This is a genomic window from Amphritea sp. HPY (genome assembly GCF_050870985.1).
In the GTDB taxonomy this organism is placed as follows: Bacteria; Pseudomonadota; Gammaproteobacteria; order Pseudomonadales; family Balneatricaceae; genus Amphritea.
The window spans coordinates 3504934-3527728 of record NZ_CP194015.1 but is presented as its reverse complement, the minus strand read 5'-3'; the positions used below and the strand labels follow the sequence as shown (position 1 = coordinate 3527728).

General features: G+C 52.3%; 23 protein-coding genes. 10 read left to right on the top strand and 13 right to left on the bottom strand.

The annotated features are described in order from the left end of the window. Positions 1-129: 129 nt before the first annotated feature. Together ACQUQM_RS15760 and ACQUQM_RS15755 are read right to left on the bottom strand one after the other, a co-directional pair. Positions 130-576, bottom strand: coding sequence for a DNA polymerase III subunit chi (locus ACQUQM_RS15760; protein WP_432470834.1), 447 nt, complete (start codon positions 574-576; stop codon positions 130-132). A 190-nt stretch (positions 577-766) separates the two neighbouring features. Beyond that, positions 767-2263 (bottom strand): leucyl aminopeptidase, encoded by a 1497-nt coding sequence (locus ACQUQM_RS15755; protein ID WP_432470833.1) that lies wholly within the window; start codon positions 2261-2263, stop codon positions 767-769. A 173-nt stretch (positions 2264-2436) separates the two neighbouring features. Between ACQUQM_RS15755 and lptF the strand changes: the two genes are divergently transcribed. After that, a complete protein-coding gene (gene lptF / locus ACQUQM_RS15750) occupies positions 2437-3555 on the top strand; it encodes an LPS export ABC transporter permease LptF (RefSeq protein ID WP_432470832.1) in 1119 nt (372 codons plus the stop codon). Beyond that, complete coding sequence (lptG, locus tag ACQUQM_RS15745) at positions 3548-4609, top strand: LPS export ABC transporter permease LptG (protein WP_432470831.1); 1062 nt, start codon at positions 3548-3550, stop codon at positions 4607-4609. Before lptF ends, lptG begins: the two co-directional genes overlap by 8 nt. A 274-nt stretch (positions 4610-4883) precedes the next feature. Here the strand turns inward: lptG and ACQUQM_RS15740 are convergent, their stop codons facing one another. The 4 genes from ACQUQM_RS15740 to gloA all read right to left on the bottom strand — a co-directional run bounded on the left by ACQUQM_RS15740 (position 4884) and on the right by gloA (position 8214). After that, positions 4884-5330: an RDD family protein gene (locus tag ACQUQM_RS15740; protein WP_432470830.1), complete on the bottom strand. Its 447-nt coding sequence runs from the start codon at positions 5328-5330 to the stop codon at positions 4884-4886. Between the two features lie 45 nt (positions 5331-5375). Further along, positions 5376-6602: a YeeE/YedE family protein gene (locus ACQUQM_RS15735; RefSeq protein ID WP_432470829.1), complete on the bottom strand. Its 1227-nt coding sequence runs from the start codon at positions 6600-6602 to the stop codon at positions 5376-5378. Between the two features lie 173 nt (positions 6603-6775). Continuing rightward, the gene (locus ACQUQM_RS15730; protein ID WP_432470828.1) at positions 6776-7582 is read right to left on the bottom strand and encodes a tetratricopeptide repeat protein; all 807 of its coding nucleotides are present in this window, start codon (positions 7580-7582) and stop codon (positions 6776-6778) included. 248 nt (positions 7583-7830) lie between these two features. Continuing rightward, the gene (gloA, locus tag ACQUQM_RS15725) at positions 7831-8214 is read right to left on the bottom strand and encodes a lactoylglutathione lyase (protein WP_432470827.1); all 384 of its coding nucleotides are present in this window, start codon (positions 8212-8214) and stop codon (positions 7831-7833) included. Between the two features lie 137 nt (positions 8215-8351). On the opposite strand from gloA, the gene ACQUQM_RS15720 reads away from it, so the two are divergent. Both ACQUQM_RS15720 and fldB read left to right on the top strand, forming a co-directional pair. After that, on the top strand, positions 8352-8681 hold the full coding sequence (locus tag ACQUQM_RS15720; protein ID WP_432470826.1) for a phasin family protein: 330 nt from the start codon (positions 8352-8354) through the stop codon (positions 8679-8681). Between the two features lie 77 nt (positions 8682-8758). Beyond that, on the top strand, positions 8759-9277 hold the full coding sequence (gene fldB / locus ACQUQM_RS15715; RefSeq protein ID WP_432470825.1) for a flavodoxin FldB: 519 nt from the start codon (positions 8759-8761) through the stop codon (positions 9275-9277). A 198-nt stretch (positions 9278-9475) separates the two neighbouring features. On the opposite strand, the gene nhaD is transcribed toward fldB, so the two are convergent. Continuing rightward, positions 9476-10945 (bottom strand): sodium:proton antiporter NhaD, encoded by a 1470-nt coding sequence (gene nhaD / locus ACQUQM_RS15710; RefSeq protein WP_432474840.1) that lies wholly within the window; start codon positions 10943-10945, stop codon positions 9476-9478. A 374-nt stretch (positions 10946-11319) separates the two neighbouring features. On the opposite strand from nhaD, the gene prfB reads away from it, so the two are divergent. The 4 genes from prfB to ung all read left to right on the top strand — a co-directional run bounded on the left by prfB (position 11320) and on the right by ung (position 15223). Beyond that, on the top strand, positions 11320-12414 hold the full coding sequence (gene prfB / locus ACQUQM_RS15705; protein ID WP_432470824.1) for a peptide chain release factor 2: 1095 nt from the start codon (positions 11320-11322) through the stop codon (positions 12412-12414). Positions 12415-12507: 93 nt separating this feature from the next. Next, positions 12508-14010 (top strand): lysine--tRNA ligase, encoded by a 1503-nt coding sequence (gene lysS, locus ACQUQM_RS15700; protein WP_432470823.1) that lies wholly within the window; start codon positions 12508-12510, stop codon positions 14008-14010. Positions 14011-14065: 55 nt separating this feature from the next. Further along, positions 14066-14515, top strand: a complete 450-nt coding sequence (locus ACQUQM_RS15695) for a hypothetical protein (protein ID WP_432470822.1) — start codon at positions 14066-14068, stop codon at positions 14513-14515. Continuing rightward, positions 14516-15223: a uracil-DNA glycosylase gene (ung, locus tag ACQUQM_RS15690; protein ID WP_432470821.1), complete on the top strand. Its 708-nt coding sequence runs from the start codon at positions 14516-14518 to the stop codon at positions 15221-15223. 276 nt (positions 15224-15499) lie between these two features. Here the strand turns inward: ung and ACQUQM_RS15685 are convergent, their stop codons facing one another. From ACQUQM_RS15685 to rsgA, 6 genes are all read right to left on the bottom strand, one after another. Beyond that, positions 15500-16060 (bottom strand): hypothetical protein, encoded by a 561-nt coding sequence (locus tag ACQUQM_RS15685; protein ID WP_432470820.1) that lies wholly within the window; start codon positions 16058-16060, stop codon positions 15500-15502. Between the two features lie 99 nt (positions 16061-16159). Then, positions 16160-17191, bottom strand: coding sequence for a YgfZ/GcvT domain-containing protein (locus ACQUQM_RS15680; RefSeq protein ID WP_432470819.1), 1032 nt, complete (start codon positions 17189-17191; stop codon positions 16160-16162). A 148-nt stretch (positions 17192-17339) separates the two neighbouring features. Further along, entirely contained in the window at positions 17340-18185 is an 846-nt protein-coding gene (gene asd / locus ACQUQM_RS15675; RefSeq protein WP_432470818.1) for an archaetidylserine decarboxylase, read from the bottom strand. A 50-nt stretch (positions 18186-18235) separates the two neighbouring features. After that, complete coding sequence (locus ACQUQM_RS15670) at positions 18236-19048, bottom strand: sulfurtransferase (protein WP_432470817.1); 813 nt, start codon at positions 19046-19048, stop codon at positions 18236-18238. Positions 19049-19050: 2 nt separating this feature from the next. After that, on the bottom strand, positions 19051-20679 hold the full coding sequence (locus tag ACQUQM_RS15665) for an HDOD domain-containing protein (protein WP_432470816.1): 1629 nt from the start codon (positions 20677-20679) through the stop codon (positions 19051-19053). Between the two features lie 18 nt (positions 20680-20697). Further along, positions 20698-21720, bottom strand: coding sequence for a small ribosomal subunit biogenesis GTPase RsgA (gene rsgA / locus ACQUQM_RS15660; RefSeq protein WP_432470815.1), 1023 nt, complete (start codon positions 21718-21720; stop codon positions 20698-20700). 93 nt (positions 21721-21813) lie between these two features. On the opposite strand from rsgA, the gene orn reads away from it, so the two are divergent. Then, positions 21814-22353 carry an oligoribonuclease gene (orn, locus tag ACQUQM_RS15655; RefSeq protein ID WP_432470814.1) on the top strand — a complete coding sequence of 180 codons (540 nt, stop codon included), beginning with the start codon at positions 21814-21816 and terminating at the stop codon, positions 22351-22353. A gap of 9 nt (positions 22354-22362) precedes the next feature. Further along, positions 22363-22710 carry a putative quinol monooxygenase gene (locus ACQUQM_RS15650; protein ID WP_432470813.1) on the top strand — a complete coding sequence of 116 codons (348 nt, stop codon included), beginning with the start codon at positions 22363-22365 and terminating at the stop codon, positions 22708-22710. The last annotated feature ends 85 nt before the right edge of the window (positions 22711-22795 follow it).

Below are 22795 nucleotides of genomic sequence, written 5' to 3'. Positions count from 1 at the left end.
AAAAGCAAAGTCAAAAACATAAAAACCGCCATCAGGCGGTTTTTTGTTCCCGCGTAGCGGGTATGTTTTTTCTAGCCACTAGCAGTCGAGCTTGCTCGACGTTCTAGCAAGGAAGGTTTACCTTCCGGTCTAGCTACTCGGCGGCTTCGCCGCCGGTCTCATGTCATGCATCTTCGGCGTGATCCCGTTGGCTTTGTACAGGGCATAGTTTTTCCGGGTGGCGGCGAGGATGTCCGGCTGCTGGATAACGATTTCCAGGATACGACTGAATTTCAGGATCTCTTCGCTGGCTTCCAGGTTGAGGTTGATATAGACGTCCCGGTGCTCGGGCAACTGGTCACCCCAGCCGATCTGTACCGGGGAGTCGGGCTTGCTGTCGAGTTTGCCGTGGGGGATAAACGCATCGGGGCGGTAGTCCCACAGCAGCTGATCCAGTCGCTCGGCTTCTGATTCGCTGGCGACCTGGATATAAGCCTGTAGCCCTTTACCTAATACCTTATCCGCCAGACGGCAGAGGAACGCAGTACGGCTGTCCGGTTCGGCATCGGGTAAGACATAGAAATCAGCCTGACTCATGTTACATATACCTTTAATTCAGCCTGAGCCTGTTTTAAGTAGCTTAACAAAAAAATCTTTAATGAAAGTCACTTGAATCACGAGGGATAGTGCGCCAGGGCAAGGCAAAAAATTGCGCATAAGCGGAGCCTACATTTGTAGGTGAGCATTATAAGCAAATTATTAACGCCGCCCTGGCATGCTAGAACCGTTATTCTTCAGGCGACTCGTCAACCTGAGAGATCAGGTGCTGACAAAGCAATGGTACACAACGACCGGTAGCGCCTTTGGCCTTACCGTTGCTGTTCCATGCTACACCGGCGATATCCAGGTGCGCCCAGCGGTACTTTTTGGTGAAACGGGAGAGGAAGCAAGCGGCGGTTACTGTACCCGCTGCAGGTCCGCCGATGTTGGCGATATCGGCGAAGTTGCTGTCCAGTTGCTCCTGGTATTCATCCCACAATGGCAGACGCCATGCTTTGTCGGCGGCGAATTCGCTGGACACCAGCAGATCAGCGGCCAGATCGTCGTCGTTGGTCAGCAGGCCGGTAGCGTGATGGCCCAGGGCGACGATGCAGGCGCCGGTCAGGGTCGCAACATCAACTACGGTTTCGGGCTCGAAACGCTCGGCATAGGTCAGCGCATCGCACAGTACCAGACGGCCTTCGGCGTCGGTGTTGAGGATCTCAACGGTCTGCCCGGACATCGTAGTGACGATATCGCCCGGCTTGGACGCGTTGCCCGCTGGCATGTTCTCTGCGGCCGCGATAATCGCGACAACGTTCAGATCCAGGCCGAGTTCGGTCAGTGCTTCCATAGTGCCCATAACGCTGGCTGCACCGCACATGTCGAACTTCATCTCGTCCATCTTGCCGCCCGGCTTAAGGCTGATGCCGCCGGTATCGAAGGTGATGCCCTTGCCAACTAACACGTGAGGTTTGACATCGGCAGCGGCGCCTTGGTATTCCATAACGATCAGCTTGGATGGCTCGGAGCTGCCTTTACCGACAGACAGCAGGGAGTGCATGCCCAGCTTGTCCATCTCGTCTTCTTCGAGAATCGTTGTGGTCAGCTCGTCACACTCTTCAGCCAGTGCGATCGCTTGTTCGGCCAGATAGTTTGGTGTGCAAACATTGCCTGGCAGGTTGCCCAGTTCACGGGCAGTATCGACACCGTTGGCGATAGCGGAACCATCGCTGATAGAGAATTCGCCGAGTTCGGCGTTGTCCTGGCTGAGCAGAAAACCGATAGATTCCAGGCTTAATGGATCAGCTTTCTTACTCTTGGTCGCATCGTACTGGTACAGCTCGGCACTGGCCCATTCGGTGTTGTGGCGTAGCTGGCGGTAAAGGTCGTCGTCGCTGCTTTCCAGACCGTCGAGAGCGATGACGGCGCTTTTGCAGCGGATCGCTTTGAGGTTGCTCAGGGCGCTTTTAATAATCTTCAGCTGATTGCGGTCGTTTCGCTCATCTGCTTTACCCAGACCCATCAACAGTACCCGGGTGGCACTGATGCCTGGTACCTTGTGTAGCAGCAGGGCTTCGCCGGCTTTACCCTGAAGGTCGCCGATGACCTCTTTCAGGTAGCCGCTGGCTGCAGCGTCGATCTGCTGTGCAGATGGGGCCAGCTCACCTTCCGGCGCTACGCCGACGATTAAACAATCAGTTTCCAGGGATTCGACCGAACCGGTAACGATTTCAAATTCCATGCTTTCTCCACACAAGACATCGTGTTTGGTTTGTTAGATAATGACGCACCGGCAATTAAGAAGGATGCCGGTTTAAGCTTTGTCAGGATTTTATCGCAATGACAGAGAAACAAAACCCCGATTTCGGACTCCACTGTAATTCTTTTTGCAGGCAATAGACAGGATAGAACAGTTTGATCATCTTTCGATATCTGGCCAGGGAAGTATTGCTCAGCATGACCGCTGTAACCGGTGTGTTGCTGTTGATTATTATGAGCGGCCGGTTCATTAAGTATCTCGCCAATGCCGCCGCCGGTAAATATTCGGTGGAAGTGGTATTCCTGTTTATGCTGTACCGTTTGCCGGGGTTCCTCGAGCTTATATTGCCACTGGGCCTGTTTCTGGGTGTGCTGCTGGCGTATGGCCGCTTCTATCTGGAAAGTGAGATGGTGGTGCTTAAGGCGACCGGTATGAGTCAGCGTCGCCTGACTATGTATACCTTGGGACCTGCATTGCTGGTCGCGCTGATGGTCAGTGGTATAAGCCTGGTATTAACTCCGGCGGGAGCGGCTAAGGCTGACCTCTTACTGCAGAACCAGAGTGCTATCGGTGAATTTGATGGCCTGGTTGCGGGTCGCTTTCAGTCAACGCCCCGGGGCGAACGGGTATCCTATACCGAAACCCTGGGCGAGAATGGCGACAATATGACCGGTATCTTTATCTCTGAGCGGGATGCTAAAGCGAAAGAGCCGCGGCTTGTTGTAGTACAGGCGGAAAAAGGTCGTCAGTTCACCAGCGCGGAGACCGGCGTCAGCTATCTGGTGCTGGAGAATGGTTACCGCTATGAAGGTAATCCGGGTGAAGCGGATTACCGGCAGATTAAGTTTAAGGAGTACGGCATCAGGCTGCCGGAAAAAGAACAGGTTAGTTCGGCTGAAGGGCTTGAAACACAGTCTACCGGCAGTCTGATTGGTGGAGATGCGGCGCAACAGGCTCAGCTGCACTGGCGTATTTCTCTGCCGGTGCTGACGTTGATTATGGCGCTGATGGCGGTGCCGTTGAGTAAGACCAATCCGCGTCAGGGGCGTTTTGCCAAGTTGATTCCTTCTATTGTGCTGTATCTGATATACCTGATACTGCTGACTAACATGCGTAGTTATCTGGAAGATGGTGGTGGGCATGTTGGCCTGCTATGGCTGATCCACCTGCTGTTTTTTGCTCTGGCGATGAGTCTGTTATTTATGAAGCGCTTCTGGCGGCGGAAGATTCGTGCCGTTAAGCGTATGTTGTCACGGGAGTCTGCCGATGCTTAGTCAACTGGATCGCTATATCGGTAAGAGTGTACTGGCTTCTATTATGCTGGTATTGCTGGTAGTGGTCGGCCTGGACTTCCTGTTTGCGGTGATGGATCAGATGGGCGATGTCAATGACCGTTATCCGATGACGGCCATGCTGCAATATATTGGCCTGACCACGCCGCGTCGTTTCTATGAATTTATTCCGCTGAGCAGTCTGGTTGGCTGCCTGATCGGCCTCGGTGCCCTGGCCAGCGGCAGTGAATTGACGGTCATGCGTGCCGCCGGGGTGTCTATCTGGCGGATCGTATTGGCGGTGTTAAAGCCCGTGCTGATGCTGGCTGCACTGGCGATGGTGCTGGGTGAGTATGTGGTGCCATATACGGAACCCCTGGCTGAAAGTCAGCGCGCGAGCCTGCTGAGTAAGGGGGCGATATCTTCCGGCTATGGTGTCTGGCACCGTGAGGGAGATGAATATATCCATATCAACGTGGTTAAGCCCGATGGGCGGATACGGGGCGTGACCCGTTACGGCTTTAACCCGGATCGCAGCCTGAAATACAGTAGTTTTGCCCGCCGGGGTGTATTTGAAGATGGCCGTTGGGTGTTAAGAAATATAAAAGAAACACGTTTCTTAGAAGACAGAACCGAGTTAAAAACATATCGCAAACAGATCTGGGATGTACAGCTGACGCCGCAACGACTGGCGGTGGTTATTGTTGAACCGGAAGAGCTGCCGATCACCGGTTTATACAGCTACAGCCGCTATCTCGAAGAGCAGGAACTGGATAATAATGTCTATATGCTGGCGTTCTGGCGTAAAGCCCTGCAGCCTCTGACTATTATTGGTCTGGTGCTGGTTGCCGTGTCGTTTATATTTGGCCCGCTGCGCAGCGTAACCACCGGCCAGCGGATTGTCTCCGGCGTCGTGGTGGGCATGATCTTCAAGTTCAGCCAGGACCTGCTGGCCCCGACCAGCGCGCTGTATGACATAGCTCCGGTGTGGGCCGCTCTTGGGCCTATTATGGTGTGCGTGCTGTTGGGGATGTGGTTGTTGAAAAAGGCTGGATAGGGCTGGGATTAAGGTTGTTTTAAACGGCAAGTGGCTAGACCGCGGCTTCGCCGCTAGCTAGAACGGAAGGCTAGCCTTCCTGCTAGTAGCTAGAAAAAGCAAAGATCAAAAGAAAAAAACCGCCATCTGGCGGTTTTTTTATGCCCGCAACGCGGGCATGTTTTTTCTAGCCACTAGCTAGCCGAACTTGTTCGGCGGTCTAGCGAGTCGCGAAGCGACGTTCTAGCTACTGCTATTTCCTAGCAACTGGTCTGCTACCTCAGAGATCTTCCCGTTACTTCTTCTGCTTTGGTAAAACGACGATCTGCGTCTCGGAAAAACTATCATGCCAGGTGGCTTTTTCGGCGGAGAACAGCATCCAGATAAAGCCGAGACCGAGGCAGGCGAATGAGGCGATGGCCATCATGAAACGCAATAGGGCCTGTTTCAGGTTGATATGTTTGCCGTCCAGGGTCTGTATGCGCAGTCGCCAGGCCTGCATACCCAGCGTCTGGCCGAGGCGAATCCAGAAATAGGCGAAGAAGGCGAACGTCAACAGGAACAGGGTGGATTGAAACAACGGGCCGCTGACGGATTCACCATCATTCAGGCCGACAGCGACAAAGCCGGTACACATCCAGATGGCTAATACTAAAAGACTGTCATAAACCATCGCCGCCAGACGGCGGAGCAGCGTTGCTTGTGTGAGTTCACCGTCGAGCTCGGGAAAAGGTCTGTTCATACGTGCGTCTTAGTCCGAATAAAGTGCTTTATGTATCCACGGCTGTCAGGCTGTTTTATCAAGCCGGAACAGCGGTCGTAACTGGGTTCCGACCATGCTGCCGATAAAGGCGGCAACCAGCCACAGCCAGCCGTGTAAACTGCCGGAGACTATACCACCAAAATAAGCACCGATGTTGCAGCCAAATGAAATTGTTGAACCGTAACCCAGCAAGACGCCACCGATAGCTGCGGCCAGCCAGTGCAGCAAGGGAATACGCCATTGCCAGCTGAACTTTCCGGCCAGGGCTGCGGCCAGGAAAGCGCCGAGCAGGATACCGATATTCATCACCGAAACCGTATCCTGCAGGATCGATTCGCCGAGGGCTGATTCACGCCCTGGCTGCAGCCAGTAGCTCCAGAAATCCAGATCCAGTTCTAATCCAAGGCTCAGCGCTTCATCCAGCCAGAGTGCAGCCTTAGCACCCCATAGTGGATAGGATAGCGCCACTGACCAGGGGTAACCGGTTATGGCAAGAACGGCAAAGTTAAGCAGTGCCAGGCTGATACCGCCCCAGATAAAGGGCCATGGGCCCCGGAGCAGGCGTCGGCTGAGGGGTAGTGCACTGCCAGCGTCATCTTTTTCCAGGCTGCCGTAGCGGCGCTTTTCAAGCCACACGGAGAATCCGGCAATCATAGCGAATAGTATAAGGTTGCTGATAATTGCGGGCATCAGGCCGAGGCTGTCGATACTAGAGATCGGCAACAGTTGCGGCAGGGTGGTCCACCATTCGTAGTCTGCGGTGGCCCAGAGGGCACCGAACATAAAACCAATAATGCTGGGAATCGCGCGTAGCTGACCGCCTCCTGCATGGTACAGATTGCCTGAGCCGCAGCCATTACCCAGCTGCATGCCTATGCCAAAAATAAATGCGCCGGCTAATACGGAAAATCCCAGCGGCCGGACATATCCTCTGACTTCGTTGCCGAACAGAGTGCCGCTACTCAATGCCGGGAATATCAGGCAGACGGCGATGGCCAGCATCAGCATCTGGGCGCGCAGGCCGCGACCCCGACGGTCAATGACCAGACTGCGCCAGGCGGTCGTGAAGCCAAACGATGCATGGTACAAAGTCAGTCCTAAGGATCCGCCCAGGAGCAACAGCAAAGCCTGGTGTTCGCCTTGTTGCTGGTACAGGTAAAGTGCACCGGACAGCATCAGGATCACTGCCAGAAAGGTGTTTTTCAGGTTGTTAAAGGTTGCCGTAACGGGCAGGGTTGTTGATTGGTTCATGGTACCGGTGTGCTCAGCAGGAATAGAAACAGCAAGAAAATATGGCGGCTGTTTAAAAGTTGCACACTATAGCATTTACAGGATTGTAATGTGAGCCGCCTGGCTGCGACATAAGTACCGGAAAAGCCAAAAAAAACCGGGCAGTAGCCCGGTTTTTTTTATGCAGGGAGACCTTACTTAAAAGGAATTACGTACTTAGTCTTGTACTCTTCGGCCAGTGCCTTGGCCTGTGCCAGCTCCGCGTCGGATAGCTTCATCACGATGCGGGACTGGATCGCGTAAGCGGTAGGGTTACCCAGTTCCAGGGCATTCTGCAGCCATGCGTAAGCGATGATGTTAGTACTCTGGCCGGCATCGGAGCCGTGCGCGTTGGAGTACAAAGCACCGAGGAAGAACATCGCGTCCATGTGCCCCTGTTCAGCGGCTTTGCGGTACCAGTTTTCAGCCTGACTGAAGTCCTGCTTTACGCCGGTGCCGAAGTTATAAGCGCGGCCGATGTTGTGCTGCGCGACAACCAGGCCCTGATCGGCAGCCTGCTGATACCAGCTGATCGCCTGACTGGCATCGCGGCTGACGCCGTAGCCGAATTCATACATCTCACCGAGACGGTTCTGCGCGACGGCATCGCCGGATTGTGCCGCTGGCTGAACTGTTTCCAGCTCAACTTTGTACTCTTTATCTTTGAATGCACGGCGGCTGTTTACACAGCCCAGGTGGCCCTGATCAGCACAGCGGTTATACAGCTCCAGTGCTTTATCTGTATCGGCGTCAACACCCAGGCCAAACTCATACATCTGGCCAACATAGTTCATCGCTTCGAAGCTGTTCTCATTGACCAGTGGTTCCAGCTCTGACATAGCGGTCGGGTAATCTTTGCTTTCAAAAGCGCGGATACCTTTGCCCAGGTTGGCGGCGAGTGCTGAGGCTGTTTGCAGGCTTAGCAGCAGGCTGGTAACGACCAGAAGAAGTTTTTTGCTCATCGAGATGCGCCCGTATGGTTTCAGAGGTTGTAAAATCGGCGCTTATTATAGCGGCCATTTTCCTGTACGGAAAAGAGACAGATCGGAACTTTTTGACCGGTACTATCTGACCGGTTATGTCGCTTCGGCACAGAAAATTAATTAGTAAGTGCTAATATGTGGCGGCATTTTACTCTTTTCCCCGGAAAAAAACAGGGGCGGCAAAATGTCGCATATCAAGAAAATTAGAAAATCGCTTTTGATTCAGGCTATTTTGCGCTCAGCAGTTCGATCATATAGCCATCCGGGTCTCGTACAAAGGCCAGAATTGTCGAGCCATGATTCATCGGTCCGGCGTCACGTACCACCTGGCCGCCTTTGGCTTTAATCTGTTCACAGGCGGCGTAGACGTCTTCTACTTCGATCGCGATGTGGCCATAGGCGTTGCCCATATCGTAGCTGTCGGTATTCCAGTTGTGGGTCAGCTCCAGCACTGTGTTATCGGCTTCATCACCGTAGCCGAGAAAGGCGAGGGTGAATTTACCATCGCTGAAATCTTTGCGGCGCAGCATCTTCATACCCAGAATCCCGGTATAGAACGAGATCGACTTTTGCAGGTCGGTAACCCGGAGCATGGTATGTAACAGTCTCATAGAGGCGTTCCTTTATTGTGGCGATGTAGTGATTCATCGTAATATAAAGCGCTTGTCTGACAAAATTAAGGTGCTTCAGTTCAGTTTAGGGGAAAACGGCTGTATTGGAGTGTTCGTCTGAGTAACAGGATATCTATATGTTTCAAGATATGTCTAAAGCCCTGAATCAGTCTATGGGCCCATTTAAAGAGTTGGTAAATATTCAGACCCGTATGCTGGAGGAACTGACCCGTCAGCAGATGGTATGTACTAAAGCCTGTATCGATGCCACCGTCGAGCAAACCCGACAGATGCAGCAGTGTACGACCCCCGATGAGCTGGTGCAGTTACAGCAAACCTATGCCAAAGAGCTGGAAGACACTCTGAAGGCTGCAAATGACAAAAACATGCAAGCCCTGGCGGACGCCCGGGAGTCAGTAGAACAGCTGGCGCATGATGCTTTTGATGCATTCGCGCCTAAGCCTTGAAAAACGCCTTGAAAAATAAATTCTAAGAAATACGCTCCCGACGGGGCGCCCTGATTAAAGAGTCGATTTGTAACACTATGAGCAAAACTATTGGACTGTTTTACGGATCAACCACGGGCAATACCGAAGATGCTGCCGAACAGATTGCTGCTGCCCTGGGAACTGAGCTGGTAACCCTGCATGATATTGCAGCAGAAGGCATTGATCAGGTTACTGACTATCGCTATCTGGTGATGGGTATACCGACCTGGGATTACGGTGAGTTACAGGAAGACTGGTCTGATGTCTGGGCTGAGTTGGATGATATGGATCTCAGCGGTGTCCGTTGTGCTTTGTTTGGCCTGGGTGATCAGATCGGCTATGGCGAGTGGTTTCTGGATGCTATGGGTGCACTGCACGATAAGCTGGTCAGCCGTGGCGCGAAGATGGTCGGTTACTGGCCTGTGGCTGGCTATAGCTTCGATGAGTCTAAGGCCCTGACCCAGGATCAATCCTGTTTCGTCGGGCTGGCGCTGGATGAAGATGGGCAGGCTGATCGTTCGTCGGAGCGGATTGAACTTTGGGGGCCCCAGGTTATTGCCGAATTTGAACTTTAAGTCGAACTTAAACCGTTTCAAAAACTATCATAGTTGACACTGCGGCGTTAAATGCAGACTCCCGCTATTCGCTTATTGTTTAGCATTAAGCTGTCAGGCGAGTCGAATCAGCTGTTCTAAGGACGGGCAAATAAGTCCAATATATCCTCTGCGAGCTATTGAACGGCCAGAGGCGTAAGAGACTTGTTCAAAACTTCCCTAATAGCCATTTATCCACAGGTGGGCGGCGATACTGGCAATGTAGCCCAGTGCGATCGCCCAGCTCCATTTCAGATGGTTGTAGAAGGTATACACGCCATGGGCCTGGCCCATCAGGGCGATGCCTGCTGCCGACCCAACCGATAACAGCGAGCCTCCCACTCCCGCAGTCAATGTCACCAACAGCCACTGATTCAGTGACATATCCGGTTGCATGCTGAGCACTGCGAACATCACCGGAATATTATCCACCAGGGCTGACAAAACTCCGATCAGCGAGTTGGCCAGTGTCGGGCCAAGATTGTTATACACAAGATCAGATAGCAGACTCAGGTAGCCAAGGGTGGATAACCCACCAACGCAGAGTACTACGCCATAGAAAAACATCAGGGTATCCCAGGAGGAACGTTCAACCACCTGGAACATATCAAAGCGGCGGATAACATCGGTATGATCGCCTTCCAGCTGGCTCATGTCGGTCAGGTCATCACTGTGCAGGTTGTGAATATGCCCGGTATCACGCAATGCCGGTTCCCGCTTGCTGAGATAGAAACCATAGAGTTTGAGTACACCCAGACCGGTCATCATGCCGAGTACCGGAGGTAGGTGCAGCATGCTGTGGCTACTGACCGCCAGCACAATGGTCAGCAGGAACAGGATGATAATGGTGATCGCGCCGGGCTTCATATGACGTTCAGCGTGGCGTCGCTCTGTGGTGGGCTCAACGTGCTCTATGGCTTTGCTCATCAACAGGGCCGGGATCAGCCAGTTGATCAGAGATGGGATAAACAGGTTGAAGAACTGACTGAAACTGACCAGCCCTTTTTGCCACACCATCAGTGTGGTGATGTCGCCAAACGGGCTGAAAGCGCCACCGGCATTGGCGGCGACTACAACATTGATACAACCGACAGCAACAAACTTAACGTTATTGTGGCCAACTGCCATCACAACGGCGCCCATCAGCAGTGCGGTGGACAGGTTATCGGCGATCGGTGACAGCAGGAAGGCCATTACTCCGGTGGCCCAGTAAATCTGTACCAGGGTGAGTTTTCGGGAAACTAACCATGCTCGCAGTGCGGCAAATACCAGGCGCTCCTCCAGCGTTGTGATGAAGGTCATTGCCGCCAGCAGGAAGAAGAAAAGCTCTGCATATTCAAGCAGGTTGTGGCGCAGGGCTGCTGCAGCCGTTTCGGTATCACCAGTGTTGGCATAGGCCAGGCCGACTAACAGCCAGATCAAACCGGCGGCAACAATGATCGGTTTTGACTTTCGCAGATGAAAAAACTCTTCGCCCAGGACGAACAGGTAACCGACAACAAAGATAATCAGGCAGAGTATACCGGGCAGGCTGGTGGTGAAGTCGATGGTTGTTGAGGCGGTCGTAGAAGCCGATGCTGAGGGGGCGGCCAGAGCTTGTGCCGACAGCAGTGCCAAGCTGGTAATGGCTGGTAACAGTAGACGATTCATTCGCATTGACTGTCCTTTTTAAGTGCCTGTTAAAGTGCCTTAAGAAGTGCCTTAGTAGCATCCCGGTTCGGCCCTGAGCTGGTTTGGCTCAGGCATTAGCCATGCATTGACAATGATTCTGTACGAAAACAGGGGGTAAAGTCGAGTATTTTGCGATTATTGCTATGCTGATAACGTTTCAACGCGGCCCCGTATCAGGTAAAATACGCTGCTTTTTTCAGGAAACTGTGAATAACTCCTGTAGTGTTTCCGGTTTAAGTCAGACCGGTGCCAGATGGCTGGCAGAGACGCTAGAGGACTTGTTCATAGATTCCACTTAAGCTTTTACAGCGGCGACTACGAACTTTAATTACGAATAAGTGTAAGCATATACGATGGAAATAAATCCGATCACCACTAGCCTGAAAGATATTAGTGCGCGTACCGAGGTACTGCGTAACTATCTTGAGTACCCTGAAAAGCAGGAGCGCCTGGAAGAGGTGACCCGCGAGCTGGAAGATCCGGCGGTATGGAATGAGCCGGAACGGGCTCAGGCTCTGGGTAAGGAGCGTTCCACTCTGGAAGGCGTGGTTAAGACCATCGATGACCTGACCAGCGGTGTGGCTGACGCCCGCGATCTGTTGGATATGGCGGTCGAAGAAGATGATGAAGATACCGTTGAAGATGTTCGCGCTGAAGTTGCTACTCTCGAAGGGTTGCTGAATCAGCTGGAGTTCCGTCGTATGTTCTCCGGTGAAGCGGATGGCAATAATGCCTTCCTGGATATCCAATCCGGTTCCGGTGGTACTGAAGCCCAGGACTGGGCCGAGATGATGTTGCGGATGTATCTGCGCTGGGGCGAAGATAAAGGTTTTAAAACCGAGCTGCTGGAATGTTCCGCCGGTGATGTGGCGGGTATTAAATCGGCTACGATCAGCTTCCAGGGTGAATATGCCTTTGGCTGGTTGCGTACTGAAACCGGCGTACACCGCCTGGTACGTAAGTCACCATTTGATTCCGGCGGCCGTCGTCATACCTCTTTCTCTTCGGTGTTCGTATCGCCGGAGATCGATGACAACGTTGATATCGAGATCAACCCTGCCGATCTGCGGGTCGATGTATATCGTGCCTCCGGTGCTGGTGGTCAGCACGTAAACCGGACCGAATCTGCGGTACGTATTACCCACGGTCCGTCTGGTGTGGTTGTGCAGAGCCAGAGCCAGCGTTCCCAGCATCAGAACAAAGATACCTGTATGAAGCAGCTGCGGGCGAAACTGTATGAGCTGGAGATGCTGAAACGCTCCGAAGCGGCACAGGAGCAGGAAGATAATAAGGCCGATATCGGCTGGGGTAGCCAGATCCGCTCCTATGTACTGGATGATCAGCGTATTAAAGATCTGCGCACCAACGTCCAGAGCAGTAACTGCGATAAGGTGCTGGACGGAGATCTTGACCTGTTTATCGAGGCCAGCCTGAAAGCCGGGCTTTAAGCTACTGCGCTCTAACCAAAATGAATAATTGATTGGATCGCAAATGAGCGATTTAAAAGAATTAAAGCTTTAACCATTTAAAGGTTCCACGAAATGTCTGATAACACTCAGCAGCAAGATGAAAACCGCCTGATCACCGAGCGTCGTGAAAAACTCAATACGCTGCGTGAAGCGGGTAACGCTTTCCCGAACACTTTCCGTCGCGATACCTATGCCCAGGATCTGCAGGATCAGTACGGCGATAAATCGAAGGAAGAGCTGGCTGAGGCAGAAATCAAGGTAAGTATTGCCGGTCGTGTGATGCTGAACCGTGGTGCTTTTGGTGTGATCCAGGATATGACTGGTCGTATCCAGTTCTATGTAAACAAAGAAGCCCGTCCATTCGCCAAGAGTCTGGATCTGGGTGATATTATCGGCGTGACCGGGGTCCTGCATAAGTCGGGTAAAGGCGATCTGTACGTTGACCTGGGTGAGTATCAGCTGCTGACCAAGAACCTGCGTCCACTGCCAGAGAAGCATAAGGGCCTGCAGGATACTGAAACCCGTTACCGCCAGCGCTATGTCGATCTGATCACCAATGAGCACTCGCGCAAGGTTTTCGAAACTCGCTCTAAGATCGTTTCCGGCATTCGTAACTTCCTTACCGAGCGTCGCTTTATTGAAGCAGAAACGCCGATGCTGCAGGTTATTCCGGGTGGTGCGAGCGCGCGTCCGTTTATTACGCACCATAACGCGCTGGACCGTGATATGTACCTGCGGATTGCGCCGGAACTGTACCTGAAGCGTCTGGTTGTCGGTGGTTTTGAGCGGGTATTCGAGATCAACCGTAACTTCCGTAACGAAGGTCTGTCGACCCGTCACAATCCTGAATTCACCATGATTGAGTTCTACCAGGCCTACGCGGATTACAAGGATCTGATGGACCTGACCGAAGATATGCTGCGCACCGTTGCACAGGATGTTTTGGGTACCACGACAATCGTTAACACTGTCCGTAACGAAGATGGCGAAGTACTGGAAACCTTCGAATATGATATGGCTAAGCCGTTTGTCCGCCTGAGCGTGTTTGACTCTATCCTGCATTACAATGCTGATATTACTGCCGAAGCACTGGCAGATGATCACGCTGCCCGTCAGATCGCCGAGCGCCTGGATATCGATGTTAAAGATAGCTGGGGCCTGGGTAAGGTGCAGATCGAGATTTTCGAGAAGACAGTTGAGCACCGTCTGGACCAGCCGACATTCATCACCGAGTACCCGACAGAGGTTTCTCCGCTGGCGCGTCGCAGCAACGATAATCCGTTTGTTACTGACCGTTTTGAGTTCTTCGTCGCAGGCCGCGAGCTGGCGAATGGCTTCTCCGAGTTGAATGATTCTGAAGATCAGGCGGAGCGTTTTCTGGCGCAGGTTGCCGAGAAAGATAGCGGTGATGATGAAGCGATGCACTACGATGCTGACTATATCAATGCCCTTGAATACGGCCTGCCACCGACCGCCGGTGAAGGTATCGGTATCGACCGTCTGGTGATGCTGTTTACTGACTCGCCGTCGATTCGGGACGTGATATTGTTCCCTGCCATGCGCCCACGGGGTTAAAAAAGAAGGGCTGTCGTATGACAGCCTTTTTTTTGGCCTCTATCCGGAGACTATGATGAGTTGGTTAATCCCGCTGAAGAAAAGGCCCCTTCCCGGTAAACGCTGGATCAGTATTATCCTGCGCTCCCTGCATCTGGTGGGGATTGCCGGACTGGCCGGAGCTTACCTGTTCAGTCAGCCAGAATCGGTTTGGTTTCCCTATCTGATCCTCGGGGTCGGCAGTGGCGTACTGTTGATGGCAAAGGAACTCTGGGTGGATAGCATCTGGTTGTACCAGCTGCGTGGCCAGCTGGTGCTGTTTAAGCTCGTCTTGCTGGCAGCGGGCCTATACTGGTTTGAGCATCCCCAGGCCTGGATCTATATCGTTGTGATTCTGATCTCCGGGGTGATCTCCCATGCTCCGGGTAAGGTACGTTACTACTCCTTTTTCTATGGCAAGATCCTGACCCGTGAAGTATGGAAGGGAGAGCAGAATCCGAAGATTCGTGACTGTGGTGATAATTAAGTGAATGAAGATCTGACGACGGCGCTGGAGAATGCTCCGAGCTGGCAACCCTGGTTGAATGCAGAATTTGATGCACCTTATATGCTGAGCCTGAAGCATTTTTTACAGCAGGAGGAGGCAGCCCATAAGACGATCTATCCACAGACTTCACATTGGTTTCATGCCCTGGAAACAACGCCACTGGATCAGGTGAAAGTGGTGATCATCGGGCAGGATCCGTACCATCAGCCGGATCAGGCCCACGGCCTCTGTTTCTCTGTGCTTCCGGACATTAAAACGCCGCCCTCGCTGGTGAATATATATAAAGAGCTGAACTCTGATCTGGGCATTACTCCTGTTGCGCACGGTTATCTTGAAAGCTGGGCTAAACAGGGGGTGTTGCTGCTCAATGCGGTACTTACGGTAGAGGACTCCCAGGCTAATTCTCACCAGGGCAAAGGCTGGGAGCAGTTCACCGATCGGGTGATCGCAACGGTCAATGAGCAGTGCCACAATGTAGTCTTTATGCTCTGGGGCAGTTATGCGCAGAAGAAAGGTGCTGCAATCGATCAGCAACGTCACTGTGTACTGCAGGCCCCGCATCCTTCACCACTGGCTGCCTATCGAGGCTTTTTCGGTTGTCGGCATTTTAGTCAGGCGAATGAATATCTCTCCAGTCACGGCAGAATCCCGATAGATTGGCGGCTGCCGGAGACGCCGGAGGTTTAGCTGACAAGTGGCTAGGAAGGGGCAGTGGCTAGACCGGAAGGTAAACCTTCCTAGCTAGAACGTCGCTACGCGACTTGCTAGTGGCTAGAAAAAGCTTGAAAACCATTCTTATTTGCCTTTGTCATTCAAACGAAAGCTATTCACTCAGTAAGCCTTGTCGCTTGACTATTGTGGGAGCCATGCCCTCTGGCGATGTTTTGACTTTGTTTTGTTTTTTCTAGCCACTAGCAGTGACGCTTGCGTCACGTTCTAGCGAGCGGCGCAGCCGCGTTCTAGCTACTGCTCTTCTGCTTTTAAAGAACGCCGTAGCTTGAGGGCTTCTCCAATCTGGTTTTCCGGCGAATCAGTCTGCAACATAACCAACTCGCCATCGATAAAGTCCTGTTCCATGCCGAGCATTATGGCGGAGCCGTTATTCAGTTTCAGCACCAGCAGGGCGTCGTAGTTGAGGGATTCGGCAGGGATATTCAGGTCTGGTGCGACTACATCGATAAGCTCCCGTTGTTCGTAGATATCGATAGATGAGACGGTCGCTGCTGCGGGTAGTGCAACCCAGCTGGTATTTTCCGGTGCGGGGAGAGTATCGGCAATTGTTGCTACGTTTAAGCTGCCGACGCTGAAGCCATCTTTGAACTCATGCCGCTGCACACCGATCTCGATCCAGTGTTCATCATCCAGTCTGATGCGCAGCCAGCTGGCACGGAACAGATCCTGGCCGAAGCAGGCCTGCAGGCCGCCAACCCAGAATTCATCCAGGCGCTGTTCAAATAGTAGGGACAGGGTCTGTTGAGCGCAGTTGTCGAGATGAAAAACCTTGAGACGAACAGGATCGGTCATAGTCCATTCCGTTACAGCGGATTTGAATTTACTGTAACACAGGAATTGCTTCAGAACAGCATCCGGTCAGTCCTGGATGCTGTTCTGAGTGCATGTCAATTAGCGTTTACTTTCAAACAGTTCCGGGTCAAGTTGGTAGGGCAGGTCGAGCCGGTTCAGGGGCGCGTTGGTATCAGTCTCCAGGGTCAGGTCAAGTGCCTGATCATCGAAGCTGTCTTTGAGCATTACCGCCAGCAGTTCATAACGCTGTTCTTCTGCTGCAGCGCAGGCAACTACGGTACCGACACCTGCCCGATCCGGGCTGTTGATGCTAGTGCCTGCGAGCGGGGCATTTTCCGTGCTTACGCTGAGACGGAACATCGGGCGTTTCAGTTTACCGCGATGTTGCAGACGGGTAATGATCTCCTGACCGGTGTAACAGCCTTTAGTGAAACTGACGCCGCCAAATACCTGGAGATTGGTCATCTGGGGGATGAATGTTTCCAGCGTTTCAGGGGCTATGGTTGGGATGCCGTTGCGGATTTCAGACAGACGCCAGCTGTTACTGTTAGCCAGAACCGCTTGCTGCAGTAGTGTCGGCAGTAGTGTTTCGGCTTCAGCTAGCGGCAGCCATAATTCAAAGCGATCGCCAGGAACGCGGATCAGAACGCCTTCGTTGCAGGCTGTTGTCTGATTGGTTTCGCCGGGAACCGAAGAGTAGATACTCTGTAATAGTGCTTGCGCCTGTTCGCCCTGAATTCCCAGACCGACAACCTGTTCTGAGATATTTTTGCTCTCGGCCTTGGAGAACATCATGTATTTGTTCAGATTTGCCTGGCCTTGCGGCAGAACGCTGGCTTCGGTGCGCAGCCAGAAACCGCCGTCGACTGGCATAAGGCGATTCAGGCTGACCATACTGCCTTTAATATTACAGTGTGAACCGAGCAGGCTTTTACCCGCGGCAACTTCAGCGATATCACAGGACAGTTGCCCCTGCAGGAACTTCTCAGCCTCAGGTCCGGTAACATCGAAAATACCCAGGTGGGTCAGCGGAGTAACTGTAGTCGTGCCCGACTGCGGCTCTGCTAATTGGCAGTTACCCAAATCATCAACCTGAACACCAAGTGCGTTAAGTGTATCCAACCAGCTCATAAGTAAACCTAAAATAAAAAAGTATGTAAGTACCCGCAAACTTGCAAGTCTTAAAAAGTATGGTTCTTTCAGTTTATTCTAGCCACTAGCAAGTGGTGCTTGCACCACGTTCTAGCGAGCCGCACTGCGGCGTTCTCAAGCCAATCGTTTACGATTGGCTGATTGCCTGCCCCAGCTGCACTGGTGTTTCAGCCTGTAGCTGATCGCTCCACTCAGTAGCGTCTTTACCGAACAGCAGCACTACGGTTGAGCCCAGCTTAAAGCGACCCATCTCGGCACCTTTCTCCAGTATAACCGGTTGTGGTGGTGTCTGATGGTTGATACGCCAGCTCTTGTTCTGTTGTGGCGCAACTTGCCCTGCCCAGACGGTTTCAATACCAGCCACGATCATAGCGCCCACCAGTACCATCGCCATAGGGCCAAACTCAGTATCGAAAATTGCCACCAGGCGCTCGTTGCGGGCAAACAGATTATCGACGCCTTCGGCGGTGGTCTGGTTCACAGAATAGAGATCGCCCGGGATGTAAATTGTTTCCCGCAGGGTGCCGGTCACCGGCATATGGACCCGATGATAATCTTTTGGTGAAAGATAAATTGTCGCAAAGCGACCGTTGATGAACGGATCCGCCAGTTCAGTATGGCCGCCCAGAAGTGTTGTCAGGCCATAGCCACGGCCTTTAGCCTGGAAGATGCGGCCATAGTCGATGCTGCCGATCTGGCTGACTGCGCCATCCGCCGGGCTGACAATATCGGCTTCGGCGATAGGGCGCATGCCGGGTTTCAGTTCCCGGGTGAAGAATTCATTAAAGTTGCCGTACCGGTCCAGATCTTCGATCAGCGCTTCGGCCATGTTGACCTGGTAGTGTTTGGCAAACAGTTTAATAAAAGTGGATTTTATCCAGCCGATCCGGCTGTCGGCAAGGAAGCCAGCTGCCCGCGATAACAGATGTTGTGGAAGCAAGTGTTGTAGCAGGATAAAAAGAGTGTCTTTCACGGTGTCATTCCGGCTGGTTAATATTCAGTTCTGGGCTGTAGTATTCAGGATTATCGTTCTACCGGGGTATCCGGCAGGTTGCCCCATTCAAACCAGGAGCCATCGTAACAGCGTATATTTTTGAACCCAAGGTGTTTTGCAAAAAGATAGCTCAGACCTGAGCGGCGATGGGTCTGGCAGTGGGTGATAATGGTTTTCTCCGGGGTAACGCCCAGCACAGCCAGTTCCTGCAGAATTTCGTTTGCTGGCCGCAGGCGGGTATCTTCCGCAGAGATCAGTGCCCGGGTCCATTCATAGTTTTCGGCGCCGGGTATATGGCCGCCTTTGCGGGCGTTGATGATTTTCTCGCCACTGTATTCGGCCGCGGAGCGGACATCAAGAATTGCATGGTCGGCCTGGTTAAGGTGCTGCAGGATATAACTCACATCCGCCAGATATTGGTCTGACAGCTCGACAGTATAGTCAGATGGTTGTGGCTCATTGCTCCCGTCTTCAAGTGGCAGACCGGCATTGTGCCAGGCCCGCAGGTGGCCGTTGAGAAATGAACAGTGTTGATGGCCGGCGCAATGCAGGGTCCAGATCATGCGGCCCGCCAAGGGTCCCATCTGATCGTCATAGACTACGACGTGTTTATCCTGGCTGATTCCCAGAGTGCTGAACAGGCTGGAAAGCTGTTCTGCATCCGGTAGCTTATTAGGTACCGGGGCCTTACCGCACAGCAGGTGGGCAGGGTCCATATGAATAGCGCCGGGAACATGCCCGTCGAGATAGGTTTGTCGTGCTGACAGGTCGATAATCAGAAGTTCCGGGGCATCCAGTGTCTGGGCTAACTGTTCCGGTTCAATTACCAGGGGCAGGTTCATGATTAGTTTCCGTTTTTATTCTTTGTTACTGTTTTGAGGCATTCGCCTGCGGCAGTGCAGAGGTATTTGAATTTCTCATGATGAAAGTCCTGAGCGCCTCCGGCCTTACCGTCACGGTCGGCGTAAACCACAGCGACCGGCTTATTACCGACAAATACCGACATCAGCAGATAATTACTGTCACTGAGATAGCGACTGTAGCTGCCAGGTAACAAGCCTTTGATTCTTTGACGATTGCTTTCATTGACCATTATGCAGCTGTTTTTTTCATAAAGTCGCAAGAATAAGCTGTTTGAGGCCAGTTTATGGCTGGAGTTCGGCAGCGGGTGGCCCGCCTCAAAACCCGTAGCACGAATCACTTTAAGGCTTTCGTCTCTGGTAGAAACGATATGCAAAGCGACCCGCGTCATTCCCAGCCCCTCGGTTAGTCCGCTGACCAGTGCGGCCAATACTTCACTGGCTTGAGTGAACTGCTCGGGCTGCTTAAGGAGTTTTTTTGCAATATCTGCGAACAATGTAGCATTCAGGTAATCTGAACTGACCGGTGCTGACTCTGCGTTGCGGTTTTTTTCTGCGGCTGGTTTTTGGCTCAGTGGCACCGGACATTTTTGTGCGAAGTGCTGCTGTTCTGCCTTAGATAGTTTGTAACCGGCCTGGAGTTTCGAAGGTAACATCAGCATTTCGGCTGCTGGCGATAATGTTCCTACGACATGGTACTGGCGTGCCGATAAGGCGCAGTTTTTATGTAATAGCGATATGCTGCTGCCCAGTTCGATTTTCAGATAGTCACTGATGATATCGATAATATTCAGAGTCTTGTCGTTTTGCCAGCCATAGGAGGCGTTCCAGGCCAGCAGGTTAGCCAGGTGGATAGGGAAAAATTTTTGCTGAATCAGATGGTTCAATGATCTCAGGTCATCACCCTTAAGACGTGGATCGCCGAGGGCACGTTGATGCAGTTTGGTAATCACCTGCTTGCTCAGCGGGGATTCCTGTTTCAGCGTATGCAGTGCCAGGGGAGAGGCGTGCCAGCGCTCGATCAGGCCTTTCGATATAGCGGCAACAGTGCAGCCCAGGATCTTTGACTCTGCGAGTTCCGGGGCGATACCCTGTTCCCTTATCAGTATTTGAATCTGCGACATATGCAGGGGGGCAAACTGCCACAGCAGCCAGTGGCCTGCGCCATAAAAGAGCGCTGCGAGATAGCTCTCTTCGGCGAACATACCGCCACGACTCAGCTGTAACCACTGTCTCGCCTGAGTCGCAGCATGGTGACTGTTTGCAATCGCCCGGAAGTACATTTTATGGGCTACGCTTTTTGGACTGAGCTTAATTTCAGGCAAGCTACTGATCAGTTGTTCCAGTTTTTGCATGCCCAGTGAGCTGATCGCATGGTCGATACTGGTTACTTCGGAGTCTTTTTCCTGGTGCAGCGTACCTGCCAGGATAACAACATGCAGGCAGAGTACCGGATCGGACTTGATGGTCTTGCTGAGCTCCATCAGTGAGGTGTTGCTCTGACCGATTTTTTTATTCAGGCGGGCCAGAGCGCTGGCGCGAACCGGCAGTTTCTTTGCTGCCAGAAATGTGGTCCATTGACTTGCGTTTTGTGGTATCTGTTCTGTTGCCATCGTTAGTCCTGGGGCTGCTCAGCTTTCCTGAAGGGATGACAGAATGTGTTTATAACTGTTGATCCGTTGCTCGCTGATCTTACCTTCTGCAATCGCTTGTTTAATGGCGCAGCCTGGCTCCTGCTCGTGCTTGCAGTCACGAAATTTGCAATAGCCCAGGTAGTCTGTGAACTCGGTAAAGCCTTCGATTAGCTTCTGTTCGTCAATGTGCCAGAGGCCAAATTCGCGGATTCCGGGTGAATCGATCAGGTCACCGCCGTCAGGGAAGTGGAATAGACGGGCCGTGGTTGTAGTGTGGGTACCTTTACCTGTCGCTTCAGATAAGGCTCCGACTCGCAGATCAACGCCGGGTAGCAGAGCGTTGATAAGTGATGATTTGCCAACGCCTGACTGGCCGACGAAAACGCTGATGCGATTATCCAGTTCCTGTTTCAGCTGATCCAGTCCGTTGCCTTCTATTGAAGACACGGTAAGCACTTTATAGCCAATATTCTGGTATAGCTCAATCATGGTTTCGATTCGCGACCGGTTAGTGTCGTTGATCAGGTCAGTTTTATTGACCAGAATAACCGGCTCAATGCCACTGAGCTGGGCCGCCACCAGATAGCGGTCGATCAGGTTGTAGTGGGCCAGTGGCTCGACAGCGATAGTAATAACTATGTAGTTGAGATTGGATGCCACCGGTTTTAGTTCGCCTTGAGTGTTTGGCCGCTGCAGAATGCTGGTTCGGGGCAAGGTTGCGACTACGACACCGGTTTCCTTGCCGGCACGCCAGATGACGTTATCTCCCGTAACCAGTGCGTCCAGATTGGTGCGCATATGGCATCGGAATATTTCGCCGGTTTGGTCGCCGTCCAGCGCTTCGACATCGACCTGACGGCCGAAGTGGGAAATGATCTGGCCATGTTGTTCTGGTCCCAGGTCGCCCCCTTCGAGCTGTTGATCGATATCTGAATCCTTACGCGTTGCGCGGCTCGCGCGTTCGTCCTGGATTTTCTTGATGCGCCAGGCTTGGCGGCGGGTCAGTTTTCTTTTAGACATTAAATCAGCTGAATAGAGTCTTGGGATAATTTAGCTTGCTAAGGTATTCTATTCCGCAACAAATTTATAGTGCTGATAAAGAGGAAACTCACTATGTCGAGGCAGGAAAACCTGATCTGGATCGATCTTGAGATGACAGGATTGGACCCGGAACGTGACCGGATTATTGAAATTGCCACTATTGTTACCGATGCCCAGCTGAATATTCTTGCTGAAGGCCCGAACCTGGTAGTGCATCAGTCGGATGAATTATTGGCTGGGATGGATGAGTGGTGCACCCGTCAGCATGGTCAGTCCGGCCTGACGCAAAAGGTCAAGGATTCAACTATCAGTGATAACCAGGCTGAACAGGCAACGCTGGATTTCCTTGCTGAATATGTCGATCAGGGCGCATCACCGATCTGTGGTAACAGTATCGGCCAGGATCGCCGCTTTCTGGTGAAGTATATGCCACAGCTGGAACAGTATTTTCACTACCGCAACCTGGATGTCAGTACGATTAAAGAGCTGGCCCGACGCTGGCAGCCAGAAGTGCTGGCATCGGTGAAGAAGAAAGGCTCTCATCTGGCACTGGACGATATTAAAGATTCAATTAATGAATTGATTCACTACCGTCAGTATTTCTTCAAGTAGAGAGCATTTATGTCGAGTAAAGTTTACTGCCTGGCGCAATTCCGGCCGAAGCCGGGTAAGGATGCAGAACTGTTTCGTGTATTGCAGATGCTGGAACCTAATACCACCCGTGAAGATGGTTGTATTCAGTATACGGTGACCCGTCACATACCGAGCCCGTTTGCCGAGGGCGATAGCTATCCAATCGTATTCAATGAAATATGGCGCGATATGCCGGCGTTTGAAGCGCATTGCCAGAGACAGGAGATTGCACAGTTTTTTGAGCAACAGTGCGTTGCTGAGAGCGGCCTGGTCGATAGCTGGAATGTTTGTGTCTATTCCGATGAGCCTGAAGCCTATGATGCTCCGCTGGTCTGATTGGCATTGATTGACGCTATTTTATGAAGCCGGTCTTGCTTTAATGGGAGGCTATGACGGTTAAAAACTGGTTCGTCTGTGATTC